At 67.4% G+C, this 17,308-nt stretch carries 19 protein-coding genes; 8 read left to right on the top strand and 11 right to left on the bottom strand.

Features of this window, described 5'->3' with window-relative positions; genetic code table 11:
- Positions 1-11: 11 nt before the first annotated feature.
- From nrdI to AC5Y3P_RS04370, 3 genes are all read right to left on the bottom strand, one after another.
- Positions 12-455: a class Ib ribonucleoside-diphosphate reductase assembly flavoprotein NrdI gene (gene nrdI / locus AC5Y3P_RS04380; RefSeq protein ID WP_500044661.1), complete on the bottom strand. Its 444-nt coding sequence runs from the start codon at positions 453-455 to the stop codon at positions 12-14.
- A gap of 66 nt (positions 456-521) precedes the next feature.
- On the bottom strand, positions 522-764 hold the full coding sequence (gene nrdH / locus AC5Y3P_RS04375) for a glutaredoxin-like protein NrdH (protein WP_500044660.1): 243 nt from the start codon (positions 762-764) through the stop codon (positions 522-524).
- A 513-nt stretch (positions 765-1,277) separates the two neighbouring features.
- A complete protein-coding gene (locus tag AC5Y3P_RS04370) occupies positions 1,278-1,829 on the bottom strand; it encodes an NAD(P)H-dependent oxidoreductase (RefSeq protein ID WP_500044659.1) in 552 nt (183 codons plus the stop codon).
- Between the two features lie 107 nt (positions 1,830-1,936).
- On the opposite strand from AC5Y3P_RS04370, the gene AC5Y3P_RS04365 reads away from it, so the two are divergent.
- Positions 1,937-2,542 (top strand): TetR/AcrR family transcriptional regulator, encoded by a 606-nt coding sequence (locus AC5Y3P_RS04365; protein ID WP_500044790.1) that lies wholly within the window; start codon positions 1,937-1,939, stop codon positions 2,540-2,542.
- A complete protein-coding gene (locus tag AC5Y3P_RS04360; protein WP_500044658.1) occupies positions 2,539-3,600 on the top strand; it encodes a DNA polymerase IV in 1,062 nt (353 codons plus the stop codon). Before AC5Y3P_RS04365 ends, AC5Y3P_RS04360 begins: the two co-directional genes overlap by 4 nt.
- Here AC5Y3P_RS04360 and AC5Y3P_RS04355 read toward each other — a convergent pair.
- Positions 3,584-5,119 carry a neutral zinc metallopeptidase gene (locus AC5Y3P_RS04355; protein WP_500044657.1) on the bottom strand — a complete coding sequence of 512 codons (1,536 nt, stop codon included), beginning with the start codon at positions 5,117-5,119 and terminating at the stop codon, positions 3,584-3,586. The genes AC5Y3P_RS04360 and AC5Y3P_RS04355 overlap by 17 nt on opposite strands.
- A 318-nt stretch (positions 5,120-5,437) precedes the next feature.
- Between AC5Y3P_RS04355 and AC5Y3P_RS04350 the strand changes: the two genes are divergently transcribed.
- The 3 genes from AC5Y3P_RS04350 to AC5Y3P_RS04340 all read left to right on the top strand — a co-directional run bounded on the left by AC5Y3P_RS04350 (position 5,438) and on the right by AC5Y3P_RS04340 (position 8,404).
- Complete coding sequence (locus AC5Y3P_RS04350) at positions 5,438-6,127, top strand: sensor domain-containing protein (protein WP_500044656.1); 690 nt, start codon at positions 5,438-5,440, stop codon at positions 6,125-6,127.
- A 184-nt stretch (positions 6,128-6,311) separates the two neighbouring features.
- Complete coding sequence (locus AC5Y3P_RS04345) at positions 6,312-7,241, top strand: sensor domain-containing protein (protein ID WP_500044655.1); 930 nt, start codon at positions 6,312-6,314, stop codon at positions 7,239-7,241.
- Between the two features lie 35 nt (positions 7,242-7,276).
- On the top strand, positions 7,277-8,404 hold the full coding sequence (locus AC5Y3P_RS04340) for an AAA family ATPase (RefSeq protein ID WP_500044654.1): 1,128 nt from the start codon (positions 7,277-7,279) through the stop codon (positions 8,402-8,404).
- On the opposite strand, the gene AC5Y3P_RS04335 is transcribed toward AC5Y3P_RS04340, so the two are convergent.
- Together AC5Y3P_RS04335 and AC5Y3P_RS04330 are read right to left on the bottom strand one after the other, a co-directional pair.
- Positions 8,352-9,251: an SDR family oxidoreductase gene (locus tag AC5Y3P_RS04335; protein WP_500044653.1), complete on the bottom strand. Its 900-nt coding sequence runs from the start codon at positions 9,249-9,251 to the stop codon at positions 8,352-8,354. The two genes, AC5Y3P_RS04340 and AC5Y3P_RS04335, sit on opposite strands and share 53 nt — an antisense overlap.
- Positions 9,252-9,281: 30 nt before the next feature.
- A complete protein-coding gene (locus AC5Y3P_RS04330) occupies positions 9,282-9,926 on the bottom strand; it encodes a TetR/AcrR family transcriptional regulator (RefSeq protein ID WP_500044652.1) in 645 nt (214 codons plus the stop codon).
- Positions 9,927-10,051: 125 nt separating this feature from the next.
- Here AC5Y3P_RS04330 and AC5Y3P_RS04325 point away from each other — a divergent pair, with 125 nt between their 5' ends.
- Complete coding sequence (locus AC5Y3P_RS04325; protein ID WP_500044651.1) at positions 10,052-11,539, top strand: cytochrome P450; 1,488 nt, start codon at positions 10,052-10,054, stop codon at positions 11,537-11,539.
- Between the two features lie 2 nt (positions 11,540-11,541).
- Here the strand turns inward: AC5Y3P_RS04325 and AC5Y3P_RS04320 are convergent, their stop codons facing one another.
- From AC5Y3P_RS04320 to AC5Y3P_RS04300, 5 genes are all read right to left on the bottom strand, one after another.
- Positions 11,542-12,009, bottom strand: a complete 468-nt coding sequence (locus AC5Y3P_RS04320; RefSeq protein ID WP_500044650.1) for a homocitrate synthase — start codon at positions 12,007-12,009, stop codon at positions 11,542-11,544.
- Between the two features lie 163 nt (positions 12,010-12,172).
- Complete coding sequence (locus AC5Y3P_RS04315) at positions 12,173-12,592, bottom strand: DUF302 domain-containing protein (RefSeq protein WP_500044649.1); 420 nt, start codon at positions 12,590-12,592, stop codon at positions 12,173-12,175.
- A gap of 32 nt (positions 12,593-12,624) precedes the next feature.
- The gene (locus tag AC5Y3P_RS04310) at positions 12,625-12,894 is read right to left on the bottom strand and encodes a metal-sensitive transcriptional regulator (RefSeq protein WP_500044648.1); all 270 of its coding nucleotides are present in this window, start codon (positions 12,892-12,894) and stop codon (positions 12,625-12,627) included.
- Between the two features lie 97 nt (positions 12,895-12,991).
- A complete protein-coding gene (locus tag AC5Y3P_RS04305) occupies positions 12,992-13,885 on the bottom strand; it encodes a sulfite exporter TauE/SafE family protein (RefSeq protein ID WP_500044647.1) in 894 nt (297 codons plus the stop codon).
- Between the two features lie 5 nt (positions 13,886-13,890).
- Positions 13,891-14,484, bottom strand: coding sequence for a rhodanese-like domain-containing protein (locus AC5Y3P_RS04300; protein WP_500044646.1), 594 nt, complete (start codon positions 14,482-14,484; stop codon positions 13,891-13,893).
- A 209-nt stretch (positions 14,485-14,693) separates the two neighbouring features.
- Between AC5Y3P_RS04300 and AC5Y3P_RS04295 the strand changes: the two genes are divergently transcribed.
- Both AC5Y3P_RS04295 and AC5Y3P_RS04290 read left to right on the top strand, forming a co-directional pair.
- Positions 14,694-16,073, top strand: coding sequence for an MBL fold metallo-hydrolase (locus AC5Y3P_RS04295; protein WP_500044645.1), 1,380 nt, complete (start codon positions 14,694-14,696; stop codon positions 16,071-16,073).
- A gap of 37 nt (positions 16,074-16,110) precedes the next feature.
- Positions 16,111-17,307 carry an NAD(P)/FAD-dependent oxidoreductase gene (locus AC5Y3P_RS04290; RefSeq protein WP_500044644.1) on the top strand — a complete coding sequence of 399 codons (1,197 nt, stop codon included), beginning with the start codon at positions 16,111-16,113 and terminating at the stop codon, positions 17,305-17,307.
- The last annotated feature ends 1 nt before the right edge of the window (position 17,308 follow it).

Raw genomic sequence — 17,308 nt, 5'->3', positions numbered from 1 at the left:
GGTACGGGTATCTACAGGCTCTGCAGCTGTGACGGTTGGTGACACGTCTGGTCCTTCCAAAATTCTGCCAATCCCGTACGAACGGCTTGCACGTCGTCGGGGGTCCCCATCAGTTCGAAGCGGTAGAGATACGGCACGCCGCACTTGCGTGAGACGACATTGCCGGCGTAGGCGAACTCCTCGCCGAAGTTGTTGTTTCCCGCCGCGATGACACCGCGGATCAGCGACCGATTGTGCTCGTCGTTGAGGAAGGCGATCACCTGCTTGGGCACGTAACCGCCGTTGTTGATGTCCGGGGTCGCCTTGCCGCCGCCGTAGGTGGGCAAGACCAGCACATAGGGATCATCGACCTGGATGCGCCCGTGCAGCGGGATTCGGGTGGCCGGCAACCCCAACTTCTCGATGAAGCGGTGGGTGTTCTCCGACACGCTGGAGAAATAGACGAGGTTGCTCATCTCATTCCCCTTCCCAATTGCTGGTTGCCCGAATCCTTCGTCAGTCCGTGGTGATCCGCGGGACGCCTAGGCGGTGGTCGCCGCGACGCCGGCCAGCGTCTTGATCCGGTCCGGACGGAAGCCGGACCAGTGCTCATTGCCGGCCACCACGACCGGTGCCTGCAGGTAGCCCAGCGCCATCACGTAGTCGCGGGCCTCGGCATCCAGGCTGATGTCGACGACGTCATAGCTGACACCGAGCTTGTCGAGTGCCTTGTAGGTGGCGTTGCACTGCACGCAGGCGGGCTTGGTGTAGACGGTGATGGTCATCTGGTCACGGCTCCTCAGGCGGTCGTTGGCTAAGTCGACGAATCCCGGTTTCGTCGGTTTGACACCTATTCACTGGTTGCACACCCTGCTGTTCAGCAGGCCGATGGCCCCCGCTATTCCAGTTGCCCGGCCCGACGGTCCAAATCCGCCTGGGCGGCGGTTCCGGCGCTGTCACGCTGGTCCGACTGAGCTCAAAAATCTTGGGGTCGTTCGGTCTGTCAGACACTACACCTAGTGGCCGACAAACCGAAGGCATACAAGATGTTCTGAACAACATTCATGAAATTCCCAGGTCGTAAGCCTTCTGCGACGACACGCCCCCGGCGTGTCGCAGATCACATCGAGGGTGTGTCGCGGCGATCGGTGTGGTCGCCACCCCCAGATCTACCAGCAGCCACCGACAAAACTGCGGACCGAACCGGCGCGCCTCGCACCGACCCGGATACAGCAAAGCCGCCGACAGGTCAACGACGACCCGCCGACGGCTCTGTGGTCAACACCTGGAACCTGGTCTCACCCCACCTCGGCGACCAGCTTGCCCACCACCGCGCCCAGCTCGGCGACGAACTCGGCGTTGTCCCGCGGATGCCCGTCGCCGAGCTCCTTGACGGACTTGGACAGGGTGATCGATTCGACCACCCGGGCGCCAGCGATGCCGAGCGACTTGCGGGTCTCGTCATGGGCCCACACCCCGCCGTAGCGACCCAGCGCGGCGCCGATCACGACCGCCGGCTTGTCCTTGAGCGCGCCGTTGCCGTACGGGCGGGACAGCCAGTCGATGGCGTTCTTGAGCACCGCCGGGATGGTGCCGTTGTACTCGGGCGTCACCACCAGCGTCGCGTGCGCACGCCCGGCCAGCTCGCGCAGCTCGGCCACGGCGGTCGGCAACGCGTCGGCGACGTCGACATCCTCGTTGTAGAAGGGCAGGTCGGCCAATCCCTCGGCGATCTGCAGCTGCACCCCGTCGGGGGCGTTCTCGGCGGCGGTTGCGGCGATCTTGCGGTTCACCGAGGCGGCCCGCAGGCTGCCCACGAGGACTAGGACGTTGGTCGGCGTATCAGACATGGTGCTGGATTCTTCCCTTCTTGGACCCGGCGCAGCAGGGTTCGGTTCGTTGCGATCTTCAGTCAGGATAAACGGACCATGGTCCGATTAATTCCCCGGCGTTCTCAATTAGGCTGGCCGACGTGACCGAGCTCCCGGTTCGCGACGCCGCCCCCGCCGAGCGTGGCGACGCCGCCCGCAATCGGCAGCTGCTGCTGACCGCAGCCCGCAAGCTGATCGCCGAACGCGGGGCCGACGCCGTCAGCATGGACGACATCGCCGCCGAGGCGGGGGTCGGCAAGGGCACGGTGTTCCGCCGGTTCGGATCCCGCGCCGGCCTGATGATGGTGCTGCTCGACGAGGACGAGCAGGCGAATCAGGCCGCGTTCTTGAGCGGCCCACCACCGCTGGGCCCGGGCGCCGCTCCGCTGCCGCGGCTGATCGCCTTCGGCCGCGAACGCATCCGGTTCAGCCACACCCACCATGAACTGCTCTCGGCCGCCAACCGCGACCTGGAGACCCGCTACAACGCCGCGCACGCCGTGCTGCGTCAGCACGTGCGCGTGCTGCTGGGCCAGGCCGACAGCACCGGCGATCTGGACGCCCAGGCCGATGCACTACTGGCCCTGGTCGATGCCGACTACGTCGAGCTGCGACGCCGGCGCGACGGCCTCACCCTGGAGCAGCTCGGCGACGCCTGGGAAAGCTTGGCGCGCAAGCTTTGTGGGCGATGACCTACTGGATCCTGCACGTCGATCTGGACCAATTCTTGGCCTCGGTGGAGTTACGCCGTCGTCCGGACCTGGTGGGTAGGCCGGTCATCGTCGGCGGCAGCGGTGACCCGACCGAACCCCGCAAGGTGGTGACGTGCGCGTCGTATGAGGCGCGCGAGTTCGGTGTGCACGCCGGGATGCCGTTGCGTGCCGCAGCCCGCAAGTGCCCGGACGCCACCTTCCTACCGTCGGACCCGGCCGCCTACGACGCGGCCTCCGATCAGGTGATGGGGCTACTGCGCGACCTCGGCTACCCGGTCGAAGTGTGGGGCTGGGACGAGGCCTACCTGCGTGCCGACACCGCGGACCCGGTCGAGTTGGCCGAGCGGGTGCGTGCGGTGCTGGCGGCCGAGACCGGGCTTTCGGCCTCGGTGGGCATCAGCGACAACAAGCAACGCGCCAAGGTGGCCACCGGGTTCGCCAAACCGGACGGCGTCTTCTGGCTCACCGAGACCAACTGGATGACGCTGATGGGTCAACGCCCGGTCGATGCGCTGTGGGGGGTGGGGCCCAAGACCGCCAAGAAGCTGACCGCCCTGGGTATCGAGACGGTCCGCGCACTGGCCGAGGCCGACGCCGAGTTGCTCACCGCAACCTTCGGGCCGCGCACCGGATTGTGGTTGTTGTTGCTGGCCAAGGGCGGCGGCGACGACGACGTCAGCAGTGCGCCGTGGGTCCCGCGCTCCCGCAGCCACGTCGTCACCTTTCCCGCCGATCTGACCGAGCGCAGCGAAATGGACGATGCCGTCCTCGATTTGGCGCGCCGCACGTTGACCGAAGTGGTCGACGACGGCCGGATCGTGACCCGGGTCGCGGTCACGGTGCGCACCGCGACGTTCTTCACCCGGACCAAGATCCGCAAACTGGCGCAACCGAGCACCGACCCGGCGGTGATCGCCGACACCGCACTGGCGGTGCTGGACCAGTTCGATCTGGATCGGCCGGTCCGGCTGCTGGGCGTCCGCCTCGAACTGGCCATGCCGCCGGGCAGCGCGGCCGGCGTCACGGGAACCGGGTGAAGCAACCTTCCTGATCACCGACCACGCCCGAGCGGAACGCCACGATCCGGGTGAACCCGGCCGGCACGGTCTCACCGTTGACGTCGCTGGCCACCCGGCCGTTGGTGAGCAGACCGGACACCGCCTCGTCGACGTCGCCGGCGGCCAGCACCAGCGAATCGCCCTCTTGGCCGGTGGTGGGCTCGATCAGTTTCCGATGGGCATACCCGGTCAGGCATGCGGTGCGCAGCGCGGCCGTCGCCGAATCCAACGGCACACCGCGCTGCTGCTGCACGGCCAGCGCGTAGCGCGACATCAGCACCGAGAACGCCGTGTTGTCGCCCTGCAACAGCACCTTGTCGGACAGCTCATCGGCCTGCTCACCCATCTTCGCCAACCCGGCCACATCCACCGAAATCGTGTTGCTGGCAGGGCAATACGAGGCCGGCGAGGTGTCCTCGGCGTCCGGGCAATCCGACTTCTCATAACTCAGCTCGGGCGCCTGCTCGGGCTGGTAGATGTCCTGCAGCGCGCGCATCAGCAACTCGATGGTGGCCTCGTTGATCGGGGCCTCGCCGGAGTGCAGACCCGTGTCGGGTTCGGCAGTCAGTTCCATCGGCAGGTCACCGCGGCGCTCCTCGACCTCGTCCAGGTCGATCGCGGTGCAGGCGTCCAGGCCGTTGACGAAGCCCATCTGGAACGCGGTGACCCGGTCCAGTGCGGTGCCGTGGCCCTGCTCGATCATCTCGGAATCGTCCGGGTCCAGCAGCGGATCCCGGATCGCGGTCAACACCGCCAGCACATGGTTCAACCCGTCACCGGTGCTGAGCTGAAAGCGCTTGGAATTACCTTCGGCAACCCAGCGCATGTACATCCCCGAGAAGCAGTCGGCCTGCTGTTCGAACACCACGACCGGGGTGTCGGAGTCCACGGTCCGGCCCATCCGCTGCAGCGCATGGCCGTATTCGTGGGAGATGGTCTCGGCGACCGCGATCGGACCGAAGTAGTCGTGACCGATCGGCAAGAACACGCCGCGGTCCCACGCGATGGTCCGATCCCGGTGGCAATAGAAGGCATTCGGTTCCCCGTAGGTCTCGGCGCCACACAGCGTCGGCGCACTGGGATCCTCGGAGTCATAGGACACCAGGTTCGCGATCGGCCGGAACGAGCCGGCCAACGGTTCGGCGTAGTGCTGCTCCCAGAACTCCTCGACGTCGTCGATCGCCAGCAGCGCCAACCGGTCGATCTCACCGTCATCGGAGTACTCGGCTTCGCGCACCGGGGCCGGGGCGTCCTCGCGCGGCCCGGATGGACCGTCGACCGCGGGCAGCCCGCCGGCCGAGAACGGGTCGTACAGCGGAGAGGTGGCTTGGCCGGTCACCGTCGTCGCACACGACGGCAACAACAACGCCGCACACACCCCGAGTACCGCCAAGGCCGCGGCGCGCCGGCGCGTCGGCAACTCGAGGAACGCGCGCAACCAGGGCAGTCGCTGCAACAGCGGCTGGGTCCACCCGCTGGTAGGGAGACGACGGCCCATATCTGGCCCCTTCCACTTCATTGCCTGTTGGTCCTCGGGAAAGCGAAGCGATCGTAGCGTCCAGGCCGAAAGGTCCAGCCGGTCAACCGATGCGCTTATTGGTCAAACCGTAGCAGCACCGCGCGGCTGCCGCCAACCGCGAAAGCCGCAGTTGAAGCACGCCACCTGCGGATAGCCCGCCACAAACCGGCTGTAACCAGCGGATTTGGCGAGAATCCAAGCGCTCGCCGCAGTGCAACACTTCACAGTTGCACTGCTACGGTTTTATCGCTAGAGTCAGAGCATCAGTTCGCCGGAAGCACAGCAAAGGACCACACGATGATCCGCAAGATTGCCGCCGTCACCACCCTCGGCCTCGGCCTGCTCGCCGCCGGCGGCACCGCCGTCGCCTCCGCCGCACCCGCGGTACCGATGCCGACTTTCACCTACCAGTCGCCGCTGCAGTCCGTTCTGCTCAGCGCCGACCAGCTGACCGCGTTGACCGAGGTCGACGGGCAGCTGCAGGTGGTGCTGACCGCCTCGGACTTCGACGACGACTATCAGGTCACCCCGGCGGCCTGCACCAACCCGTTCGCCCCCGGCCAGCGCGCCGCCTACGCCGACTACGCCACCACTTCGGTGGCAGCCCAATTCGCCACGGACGGAACGCCTTCCGAACGCACCCGGTTGGTGAACCAGACCGCGGTGAGCTTCACCAGCCACGATGCCGCCGGTGAGTTCTTGTCCGCCACCCAAACCGGCTGGCAGCGCTGCGCCGGCACCAAGCTGTCGATCAAGACCGACGCGGGCACCGGTAAACCGTGGACGCTGGGACAGCCCGAGATCCGGCGCGGCGGTTCGGTGCTGACCCTGAGCCAGACCAGCGCCACCGGCACCTGCGAGCGGGCCATCGTCGGCATCAACGACACCGTCGCCGATGTCATGGTGTGTGCCTACGACGGGACCGACCCGACCGGCCAAGCGGAGGCCGTCGCGGTGACCCTGGCCGACAACTTCCGTGATCAGTAACCCGGACATGCATCCGCGCACTCCCGAACACCCTGCCCACCAACACTTTCTACGAGTTCGGACGCCGGCCCCGGAACCATCGGAACTCGAGGTCACCGCGCCCTACCCGGTGCAGCCGCGCCCGTCAGCGTGGCCGCCACCGACGCAACGACCGACCGGACCGGCGGTGTGGCCGAATCCAGCCGTGCCACCGACCGGTGATGCGGTGTGGTCGCGCGCCGGCGCCGCCTGGGCGGCGCGGCTGGCCGCCGGGCCCGCCCCCGCCCCACCCGGCTGGACCGCACCGGATCCGGAGCCAGGCCCGGGACCGGACTTCGGTGCCGCGCCGTCCGACGGCATCGAAGGACCTGCGCCGGCCAGGCCACGCCGACAGCGGCTGCGCCGGGCCATATTGGCCGGTGCTGCCCTGGTCGTGGTGCTTGCGCTGGGCGCCGCGGCGCTACTGCTGGTACGGCCGGGCACCGACCCGCACCCAGCTGCCGCGCCAACCACCTCGGCCGCCCAACCCGCGCCGGACAGCCGGCCGGTGCCGGTCTCCGCACTGCCGCAGCTGCTGTTGAGCACCGCGCAGTTGGCCGACGTAACCGGTGCTGACCAGGTCCGCGGCGACGACAGCAACGGCGACACCATCTACGACGGGCTCTCCGACGACGAGATCGCCCAGCAACAGTGCGCGGTACTGATCCCGGCGAACCGAGAGGCCTACGCAGGCAGCGGATTCCGCGGACTGCGCCAGCAGATCATGCAGGGAGCCGATCCCGCCCGCCGAGTGCACCAGGCCGTGGTGGCCTTCCCGGACGCGCAGGCGGCCACCGACTTCGTCGCCGCGGCCGGTCCGGCCTGGGCAGCATGCGCGAACCGGCAGATCGACATGACGCCGCGCGACGACGCCGGCGCACCGGAGAACCTGTGGACGGCCGGTGACGTAGTGGCCGACACCGACAGACTGGCACTGTCGCGCCGGCAGAGCGGCAATCCGGAATGGGTGTGCCACAACGGGTTGGCCGCGCGCGAAAACGTGGTCGTCGACTTCTTCGTGTGCGGTGCCGACCTGTTGGTGAGCGTGATCGACGATTTCATCGAGCAGGTCGAAACCAACCTGGCCGAGCGCTGAGGCCAGCGGTCGGACCGACTGGTTAGTCTGGCGCCATGTTGACCACGGTCGCGGTGCGCGGCTATCGCTCACTGCGCGACGTGGTGTTGCCGCTGGGACAGCTGACCATCGTGACCGGCGCCAACGGCACCGGGAAGTCCTCGGTGTATCGGGCGTTGCGACTGCTGGCCGACTGCGGCCGCGGTGAGGTGATCGCCTCACTGGCCCGCGAAGGCGGCCTGCAGTCCGCCCGCTGGGCCGGCCCGGGTTCCCGTAATCGGCCGGTAGAACTCGAACTCGGCTATGCCGCCGATGATTTCGGCTATCTGGTGGACCTGGGTATACCGGTGATGGCGGGCGTCAACTCGCTGTTCGGCCGCGATCCGCAGATCAAGCGGGAGCTGGTGTTCGCCGGCCCGGTGGCCCGGGGCGGATCGGTGTTGGTGCGCCGGGCCGGCCCGCTGGCCGAGGCCGACTCGGTGTCCGGACGTGGATTCGACGAGCTGACCCGAGCGTTGCCGCTGCACCGCAGCGTGCTCGCCGAATTCGCCCATCCCCGCGAATTGCCCGAACTTGCCGCGGTCCGAGACCGGCTGCGCAGCTGGCGGTTCTACGACGGTTTCCGGGTGGATGCCCACGCACCGGCGCGTCGGCCGCAGGTCGGCACCCGCACCCCGGTGCTCGCCGACGACGGCGGCGATTTGGCGCCGGCACTGCAAACCATCATCGAGGCCGGCGAAGGCTCCGGTGCCGCCGAGCTGGCTCAGGCGGTCGCGCAGGCCTTCGACGGCGCCACCCTGACCACCTCGGTATCCGACGGTCTGTTCGACGTCGAATTGCATCAACCCGGGGTGCTGCGTCCGCTGCGGTCCGCCGAACTATCCGACGGCACACTGCGTTTCCTGCTGTGGACCGCCGCACTGTTGAGCCCGGAACCGCCGTCGTTGATGGTGCTCAACGAACCGGAGACCTCACTGCACCCGGCGCTGGTGGCACCACTGGCCGCGCTGATCGCCCGCGCCGCGCGGGTCACCCAGGTCGTCGTCGTGACGCACTCGGCGGCATTGTCGGAGTTCCTGGACGCCGACGCCACCCAACTCGAACTGATCAAGTCCGACGGCGCGACGCAGGTCAGTGGCCAGGGATTGCTGGCTGCTCCGGCGTGGCACTGGGGTTCGCGATGACCGGGGTGGGTCGCAGCGCGCGGGTGAACAACAAGTTGGCCTGCCGCATGGCGTACGAGTACGGCAGCCAGGCCAGCCGCTTGAACGCATACAGCGCCCGGATGTCCGCCGAGGTGTAGATCAGGAAGCGGTTCTTCTTGGCTCCGGCCAGGATCTTTGCGGCAGCCTTCTCGGGGCTGACGGCGTGCCCGCTGAACCGGTCGACCCAGCGGCTCACCTTGGGGTCCTCCCGGTCCACGCCGGCGATCTCCACGGTCTTGACCAGCCCGGTCTTCACCGCGCCTGGCACCACCACCGAGACGCCGATGTCGTGCCGGGCCAGGTCGAAGCGGAGCACCTCCGACACCCCGCGCAACCCGTACTTGCTGGCGCTGTAGGCCGCGTGCCACGGCAGCGCAACCAATCCGGCCGCCGAGGACACGTTGACCAACTGTCCGCCGCGACCGGCCGCGATCATCGGTGGCAGGAAGGTTTCGATGACGTGGATCGGGCCCATCAGGTTGACGTCGACCATCAACCGCCACTGCCGGTGGGTGAGCCGATCCACGGTGCCCCAGGCCGAGACCCCGGCGATGTTCATCACGACGTCCATCGCCGGATGCCGGGTGTGGATGTCGGCGGCAAAATCGGCGACCTGATCGAAATCCGAGATGTCCAGGGCGCGGTGCTCGGAGACCACCCCGCCGAGGGCGCGCACATCGGCGACGGTCTGCTCGAGCCCCTCGGCGTGCCGATCGGTCAGGAAGAGCTCGGCACCCTCGCGGGCCAGCTGTAGCGCGGTGGCACGCCCGATCCCGCTGGCCGCGCCGGTCAGGAAGCACCGTTTACCGGCGTAGTCATCGATCATGGCGATGACGATACCGGCGGTAACGCCGAATCAGTTGGCCGAACCGCCCCACAGGCAGTGCAACCACAGTTGCTCGAGCACCGCGACGCCGCGCTGCGGATTGGGGTCGGGGCCGACGAAGGTGGGATCACCGGACAGCGTCATCACCGTGGTGGCGCCCAGCGTGCGGATCAACATCGGCAGGTCGTCGCTGATCGGATGGGCGGTGCCCGCGGCGACCTCGGCCTCGATGATCTTGACGATCTGGTCGATCACGGTGGTGATCTGACCGTCCTGGATGGCCCGGATCTCCGGGTCGGTGGCGCGCGCGACGTTGGACGCCGCCATCACCGGGTCGTTGTGTGCGAACACCACCGCCGCGCTGCCGACCATACGTTTGGCGAACGCAGCCGGCGTCTCATCGGCGCCACGCGGCGCGAAGTACTGGGTCAGTTCCTCGAGCTCCTCGGCAGCCTCGGCCAGGATCTGGGCCAGCACGGCGTACTTGGAATCGAAGTAGAAGTAGAAGCCGGACCGGGCCACCCCGGCGCGATCGCTGATCGCGCTGACCGACAGATCGGCGAACGATCGGGTCTGCAGCAACTCGCGGGTCGCGTCGATGATCGCCTGGCGCTGTTTGTCACCACGACGACGGGAGCCGTTCTCGGCCCCGCCGGCTTGCTGGTCAACGCTCACAGTTCAACCATGCACCACGCCGCGGCCAGAACGAAACTTGACACGCGTCAAGTTAGCCGGTGAAATGGTGTCAGTGGCCTACACCACAGGCCCAGCCCGCCTGTATCTCGACGAAGGAGCGCCCGGTGGCAGCAGCGACGGTGAGCACCCCGCAGTACCTGTTGGACCAGGCCAAGCGCCGGCTCAAGCCCACACCGGTGACCATCCCCGGCATGGGACTGGTCGAGCAGCGACTCAAGGACAAGGAGTGGGATCAGTTCGTGCTGGCCGAACCGCCGGCCGGTAGCGATCTCAAGCCGGTGCTCGGCGATGCCGGGCTGCCGATCCTCGGGCACATGATCGAAATCTTCCGCGGCGGACCGGATTTCGTCTTGGAGATGTACCGCAAGCACGGGCCGGTGTACTTCATCAAGTCCCCCGCACTGTCCTCGGTGATGGCGCTGGGACCGGACGCCACCCAGGCGGTGTTCACCAACCGCAACAAGGACTTCTCGCAGCGCGCCTGGGATCCGGTGATCGGGCCGTTCTTCGAGGGCGGCCTGATGCTGCTCGACTTCGACGAGCACCTGTTCCACCGCCGGATCATGCAGGAGGCCTTCACCCGCTCCCGGCTCACCGGCTACATCCCGCACATCGACTCGGTGGCCACCAAGGTGCTGTCCAACGACTGGGTGGCCAACGATCCCCGGTTCCTGTTCCACCCGGCGATCAAGGAGCTGACCCTCGACATCGCGTCCGAGGTGTTCATGGGGCACCCGGCCGGCACCGACAAGGAACTGGTCACCACGGTCAACCACGCCTTCACCACCACCACGCGGGCCGGCAACGCCATCGTGCGCAAGCCGATTCCACCGCTGACCTGGTGGCGCGGCATCCAGGCCCGCAAGACGCTGGAGGACTACTTCGCCAGCCGGATCGGCGAAAAGCGCGCCTCGGAGAGCACCGACATGTTCAGCGTGCTGTGTCACTCGGCCGACGAGGACGGTCAGACCTTCACCGACGACCAGATCATCAGCCACATGATCTTCTTGATGATGGCCGCGCACGACACCTCGACGTCGACCATGACCACGATGGCCTATCACCTGGCCGCCAACCCGGAGTGGCAGGACAAACTGCGGGAGGAGTCCGCGCGGATCGGCGACGGCCCGTTGGACATCGAGTCGTTGGAAAAGCTCGAGACCTACGACCTGGTGATCAACGAGTCGCTGCGGATGCAGACGCCGCTGCCGTTCAACTTCCGCCGGGCCATCCGCGACACCGATCTGCTGGGCCACCACATCCCGGCCGGCACCGACATCGTCACCTGGCCGTCGATCAACCACCGGCTGCCCGAGCTGTGGACCGATCCGGACAAGTTCGATCCACTGCGCTTCGCCGAGCCGCGCAACGAGCACAAGGCGCACCGGTATGCGTTCGCACCGTTCGGCGGCGGCGCACACAAGTGCATCGGCATGGTGTTCGGTCAGCTCGAGATCAAGACCGTGATGCACCGTCTGCTCACCCGTTACCGGCTGGAGTTGCCGCACCCGGGCTACCGTCCGATCTACGACTACGGCGGCATGCCGGTTCCGGTGGACGGCGCGCCGATCGTGCTGCGCCCGCTGCACTGACGTCAGGCGCACACCCGGTTGGCGCAGGCGACCACTGCTCGCAGCGCCGACTGGGTGGCGTCGGAGTCCCAACCCACCGCCCACTCGTCGCGCAGACCGTTGCTGCCGTGCACGAAGGTGACGGTGTGCGTGCCGGTGTCGCGCTGGTGGAACTCGAGCATCTCGACGGGGAAGCCGTTTTCGTAGAGCATCTCGGTCAGCGCGGCCACCGGACCGCCGGCGGCCACCGACGCAGTGCAGATGCGATCCCCAATTGCCAAGGTGGCCTGGAATTTTCGATGCCCCAGCCACGGGCGGCGGCCCTGGTGCCGGGATTCGGAGGACTTCCAACCGCCCAGCCGCAGGGGTCCGACGGTGGGACCGTGGGCGGCCAGGACCGCCTCCCAGGACATGCCTGCGGTGCGGTCGCGCAGGCCGCGCGGCAGGGCCGCGTCCACGATTGTCGACGGTGGCGTGGTGGGGAAAGGCATGTGCCGGTCTTCTCTGGTCGAACTGACGCGACCGACGGGCAGTAGCTGACGACCCACAGCGGGGGGTCGGTCTGGATCAGACCCCGCTGCGGGGCGCTACTACGAGAAGACGCCGTTGCATGTCCGCCACCTTAGCCAATCGGAATCGGGTGCGGCAACGGCATTACGCGCTGAGGCTGTCCAGTGCGGTCTGCAGCCGTTGGCCGACCTCGTCGGCGATCTCGCCGAGCGCGGGTTCGTCGGTCACCTGCACCATCAGCCGCGGATTCATCGCGTCGATGATGACCGCGCCGTCCCGGGCCGGGTCGGCACGCACCACCACGTTGCACGGCAGCAGCACGCCGATTCGGGGGAACAGTCCGACGGCGCGGTGCGCAAACTGCGGATTGCACGCCCCCAGAATCAGATAGTCCCCCACCTCGTCGCCGGCGCCGTCACCCAGCTTGGTGTTCAGGGTCGCGCGGATGTCGATCTCGGTCAGAACGCCAAAACCCTGATCGCTCAGGGCTTGACGGGTGCGCGTCACCGCGTCCTCGAAAGAGGTGTGCAGCGTTGTGGTCAGAGCCACATCGGTGGTGGACATACTCGATCGTCCTCTCGTCTCGTCTCGTCTCGTCACGCCAGCGCCAGGAAAAGCTTTTCCAACTCGGCTTCGCTCATCGGTTCCTGTCCTTCGGCTGCCTCACCGGTCAGACATTCCCGCAAACCAGTGGCCACAATCTTGAAGCCCGCGCGGTCCAGCGCCCGCGAGACCGCGGCGAGTTGGGTCACGACCTCCTTGCAGTCGCGTCCCTCCTCGATCATCGAGATCACGCCGCCGAGTTGACCTTGAGCCCGGCGCAACCTGTTGAGCACCGCGGCAATGGCATCTTCGTCACCAACCATGGGTGTACCTCCTTGTTCGGACGTGTCCGGGTTATGGTCGACTTTACCCTCCGGGGTATGACGTCGCGGCCGCCAGATTTGTTCATCCACTGACCCACTAGACCCCGACGGCCTGCTTGCGCATCCGGCGTCCACCGGCCGCGCCGCCGAACACCCGACGCAGCCCCGAACAATCCGCCCGGCGAGTACAGACGTACACCGCGAGTGCCGCCAGCGCGGTCAACGCCGCGCCGGCGATGCCCACGGCCGGATGGATCTCCTGCCCCAGGACCACCGAGGACATCGTGAGCACGAACCAACCGAAGGCTCGACGCAGCACGTCGGGATCCACCTTGGACGTCAGCCGCGAACCCAGCAGGGCACCCACCACGGCCGCGCCGGTCACCGCCAGGGCCAGGTTCCAGTCGATACTGACGCTGGACAGGTAACCGCCCAGTCCGGCAAAGGATTTCATCGTGATCACGATCAGCGAGGTGCCGACCGCAGTCGGCATGGACAGCCCGCCCAGCAGGACCAGCGCCGGGACCACCAGGAAGCCGCCGCCCGCACCGACCAGTCCGGTGACCAGCCCCACCACCAGCCCGTCGACCAGGATCCGCACGACCGGCAGCCGGCGGGTGCCGGCCGCCGGGGCGTGGGTCCGGCCGCGCAGCATTGCCACGGCGGTGCCGATCATCATGACCGCGAAGCCGATCAGCAACACGGTGCCGGGAATGAAGCGGGCCAGCAGGCCGCCCGCGAAGGCGCCGACCATGCCGGCCGCGCCGAACAGCAGCCCGGTGCGCCATTGCACCCGGCCCGCCCGCGCGTGCGAGACGGCCGCGATTGCGCTGGTGACACCGACCACCAGCAGCGAGGTGGCGATGGCCTGTTTGGCATCCATCCCGCCGACGTAGGCCAACAGCGGCACCGTCAGGATCGAGCCGCCGCCGCCGAGCAGGCCCAGGGCGATGCCGACGAACACGGCCAGGGCGATTGTGAGCGCAATCATGGCGGTCAGCCCGCTTTCTTGGCCGTGGCGCCGGAATCCACCAGCTGGCACACGATGGTTTGGGCGTCACAACGAGCGCCGCGGTTGTAGGGCAGCTTGGACAGCAGCATTCCCATGGCGCAGGTGTTGGTCAGCGCCGCGAAAGTCAGACCCATGCCGACGGCGCCGGCGATCCACTTGGCCCACGGAAAGACGATGCTGGCCAGGATGCTGAGCGCCACGATCAGACCGGCGACCAAGCGGACCTGCCGTTCGAGGTCCCAGCGGCTGGCGCCGCGGTTGACCGCGAAGCCGCTGTCCGTCCAGGCGGTCATGCCGCCGTCGAGGATGTGGACGTTGGTCAGGCCGGCGTTGCGCAGTGTCTCCTCGGCCTGCACCGCTCGCTGGCCGGAGCGGCACACCAACACCACATCCTCATCGAGATGCTGCAGGATCTCGGAGCGGTGTTCGCGCAGCAGGTCCAGCGGCACGTTGTAGGCCCCGGCGATGTGCACCGTTTCGAATTCGCCGGGAGTGCGGACGTCGAGCATCCGCGGCGGTCGCGGCGACTCGAGCATGGCGTGGAGATCGTGCGCGGGGATGGTGGCGGGGACGGTCATCGGAGAGCTCCTTCCGGGTTGGGCAACTTGCTTGGCTATACCCCGAGGGGTATCGTCCTGCACATGATATACATACCCCATGGGGTACCCGCAACCGCGGAATACTTGTACCCCCTAGGGTACTTGATATACCCGTAGGGGTATGACACCCTCGGGACACCGAGGCCCTACCGAGCACCGATTGGAAGTTCTCCCGAAAGGAATCCGAGATGAAGTTCATCCAGTACTACCTGGAGTGCCTGTCCCACGCGTCGTATCTGGTCGCCGACGAAAAGACCGGGCGCGCAGTCGTTGTCGATCCGCAGCGCGACGTGGGCCAGTACGTGGCCGACGCCGAGAAGTACGGCTTCAACATCGAACTCGTCATCGAAACCCACTTCCACGCCGACTTCTTGTCGGGCCATCTGGAGTTGGCGAAGGCCACCGGCGCCAAGATCGTCTACTCCTCGGTGGCCGAGACCGAGTTCGAATCCATGGGCGTGGCCGACGGCGAGCGCTACTCACTGGGCGACGTGACGTTGGAGTTCCTGCACACCCCGGGGCACACACCCGAATCGCTGAGCATCGTCGTCTACGAGCACGCCGAGGACACGGTGCCCTACGGGGTGCTCACCGGGGACACGCTGTTCATCGGTGACGTCGGCCGCCCTGACCTGCTGGCCTCGATCGGCTTCACCCAGGAGGAGTTGGCCCACAAGCTGTACGACTCGCTGCACAACAAGCTGATGACGCTGCCCGACGCCACCCGGGTCTACCCGGCACACGGCGCCGGTTCGGCCTGCGGCAAGAACCTGTCGACCGACCTGTGGTCGACCATCGGCGATCAGAAGCTGTCGAACTACGCGTTGCGCGCCCCCACCCGGGAGCGGTTCATGGCCCTGGTCACCGAGGGACAGCCGCCGGCACCGAGCTACTTCGTCTACGACGCGATCCTCAACAGGAAGGACCGCGGGCTGTACGACGAGGCCGAGATGCCGGCCGCGATGACCTACGAACAGGTCCGCAAGGCCGTCGAAGCCGGCGCGGTGCTGGTCGACGGTCGTGGCCCCGAGGAGTTCGCGCAGGGCCACCTGCGCGGCGCGATCAACGTGGGGCTGGAAGGCCGCTACGCCGAGTACGCGGGGTCGGTGCTGGCGTCGGATGTCGACATCGTGCTGTTCACCGATCCGGGTTTCGAGCAGGAAGGCAAGACTCGGCTGGCGCGCATCGGCTTCGACCGGGTGATCGGCTACCTGGAGAATCCGTTCGACGCGATGATCAACCATCCCGGCGACGTGCAGGCGGCCTCCCGGTTGACCGCGTCGGCGTTCGACCAACGCACCGGCGAGCTGACCGACCTGCAGGTGGTCGACGTCCGCAACCCCGGTGAAGTCGAGGGCGGCAGTATCCCGAACGCGGTCGGCATCCCGGTGGGGCAGCTGCCCGCCCGGCACGATGAGCTGGATCCCACCAAGCCCACCGTGGTGTTCTGCGCCGGCGGCTATCGGTCGTCGGTGGCGGCAAGCCTGCTGCGGCACAAGGGATTCGCCGATGTGAGTGACATCCTGGGCGGTTACAACGCCTGGGCAGAAGCGCGCCAGGACGCCTAGGACATCGGCTCATCCACCAAGAAGGGAACTGCTCATCATGACCACCCGGTTTCGGATCCTGATCATCGGTGGCGGCACCGCCGGCATCTCGGTGGCCGCGCGATTGGCTCGGCAGGGCCATCGCGACCTCGCGGTCATCGAACCGTCCGCGGAGCATTACTACCAGCCGCTGTGGACGCTGGTCGGTGGCGGCCAGGCCGCCGCCGAGGCGACGAAGCGCCCCATGGCCTCGGTGATACCGAAGAACGCCACCTGGATCCGAAACTCGGTGGTCAGCGTGGACCCCGACCGCAATGCGGTCACCTGCGCGGACGGGACTGACTACGGGTACGAGGTGCTCGTGGTCAGTCCCGGCATCCAGCTGGACTGGGAGCGGATCGAGGGCCTGGAGGAGACTCTCGGCAAGGACGGCGTCTCGTCGAACTATCGCTACGACCTGGCACCGCGCACCTGGGACTTCATTCGGGAAACCCGTTCCGGCAGTGCGGTGTTCGCCATGCCGTCGGGGCCGATCAAGTGTGCGGGGGCGCCGCAGAAGATCGCCTACCTGGCCAGTGACTATTGGCGGCGCCAAGGTGTGCTCGACAAGATCGACGTGCACCTGGTGGTCCCCACGCCGCGCCTGTTCGGGATCCCCGCAATCGCGGACAGCCTCGACGCGGTGGCCGCCGACTACGGCATCACGGTGCACACCGAAGCCGAGGTCTCCGCGGTCGACGGCCCGTCACGCAAGGTCACCGTCAGCAGTCTCGACGGTTCCGGCGCCACCGACATGTTGCCCTATGACATGTTGCACGCGGTGCCTCGGCAGTCGGCGCCGGACTGGATCAAGTCCAGCCCGCTGTCCACCGGGGACGCCAACGGTTACGTCGAGGTCGACAAGCACTCCCTGCAACACGTGCGCTATCCGAACGTGTTCGCGCTCGGCGATGCCGGGTCGACGCCGAACTCCAAGACCGGCGCGGCGATCCGCAAGCAGGCACCCGTCGTCGTCGCCAACATCGAGGACCATCTGGCCGGCCGGTCCCCCCGCGCCGCCTACGACGGCTACGGGTCGTGCCCGATCGTGACGTCCTCGCGGTCGATGCTGCTCGCCGAGTTCGACTACGACCTCAACCTGAAGCCGTCGGTGCCGGTATTGAACCCGACCACCCCGCATCGCGCGTACTGGTACCTGAAGAAGTACGGCCTGCCGTTGTTGTACTGGAACCTGATGCTCAAGGGATTGGCGTAGC

It is taken from the genome of Mycobacterium sp. NGS45, assembly GCF_059812645.1.
The sequence above is the reverse complement of the archived record's forward strand: the minus strand, read 5'-3'. Positions and strand labels throughout refer to the sequence as shown.

What these genes read in the sequence shown, in the direction of transcription:
- nrdI (WP_500044661.1), bottom strand. Translation starts at nt 455, where the DNA reads ATGAGCAACCTCGTCTATTTCTCCAGCGTGTCGGAGAACACCCACCGC.
- nrdH (WP_500044660.1), bottom strand. Translation starts at nt 764, where the DNA reads ATGACCATCACCGTCTACACCAAGCCCGCCTGCGTGCAGTGCAACGCC.
- AC5Y3P_RS04370 (WP_500044659.1), bottom strand. Translation starts at nt 1,829, where the DNA reads ATGTCTGATACGCCGACCAACGTCCTAGTCCTCGTGGGCAGCCTGCGG.
- AC5Y3P_RS04360 (WP_500044658.1), top strand. Translation starts at nt 2,539, where the DNA reads ATGACCTACTGGATCCTGCACGTCGATCTGGACCAATTCTTGGCCTCG.
- AC5Y3P_RS04355 (WP_500044657.1), bottom strand. Translation starts at nt 5,119, where the DNA reads ATGGGCCGTCGTCTCCCTACCAGCGGGTGGACCCAGCCGCTGTTGCAG.
- AC5Y3P_RS04350 (WP_500044656.1), top strand. Translation starts at nt 5,438, where the DNA reads ATGATCCGCAAGATTGCCGCCGTCACCACCCTCGGCCTCGGCCTGCTC.
- AC5Y3P_RS04340 (WP_500044654.1), top strand. Translation starts at nt 7,277, where the DNA reads ATGTTGACCACGGTCGCGGTGCGCGGCTATCGCTCACTGCGCGACGTG.
- AC5Y3P_RS04335 (WP_500044653.1), bottom strand. Translation starts at nt 9,251, where the DNA reads ATGATCGATGACTACGCCGGTAAACGGTGCTTCCTGACCGGCGCGGCC.
- AC5Y3P_RS04320 (WP_500044650.1), bottom strand. Translation starts at nt 12,009, where the DNA reads ATGCCTTTCCCCACCACGCCACCGTCGACAATCGTGGACGCGGCCCTG.
- AC5Y3P_RS04315 (WP_500044649.1), bottom strand. Translation starts at nt 12,592, where the DNA reads ATGTCCACCACCGATGTGGCTCTGACCACAACGCTGCACACCTCTTTC.
- AC5Y3P_RS04310 (WP_500044648.1), bottom strand. Translation starts at nt 12,894, where the DNA reads ATGGTTGGTGACGAAGATGCCATTGCCGCGGTGCTCAACAGGTTGCGC.
- AC5Y3P_RS04305 (WP_500044647.1), bottom strand. Translation starts at nt 13,885, where the DNA reads ATGATTGCGCTCACAATCGCCCTGGCCGTGTTCGTCGGCATCGCCCTG.
- AC5Y3P_RS04300 (WP_500044646.1), bottom strand. Translation starts at nt 14,484, where the DNA reads ATGACCGTCCCCGCCACCATCCCCGCGCACGATCTCCACGCCATGCTC.
- AC5Y3P_RS04295 (WP_500044645.1), top strand. Translation starts at nt 14,694, where the DNA reads ATGAAGTTCATCCAGTACTACCTGGAGTGCCTGTCCCACGCGTCGTAT.
- AC5Y3P_RS04290 (WP_500044644.1), top strand. Translation starts at nt 16,111, where the DNA reads ATGACCACCCGGTTTCGGATCCTGATCATCGGTGGCGGCACCGCCGGC.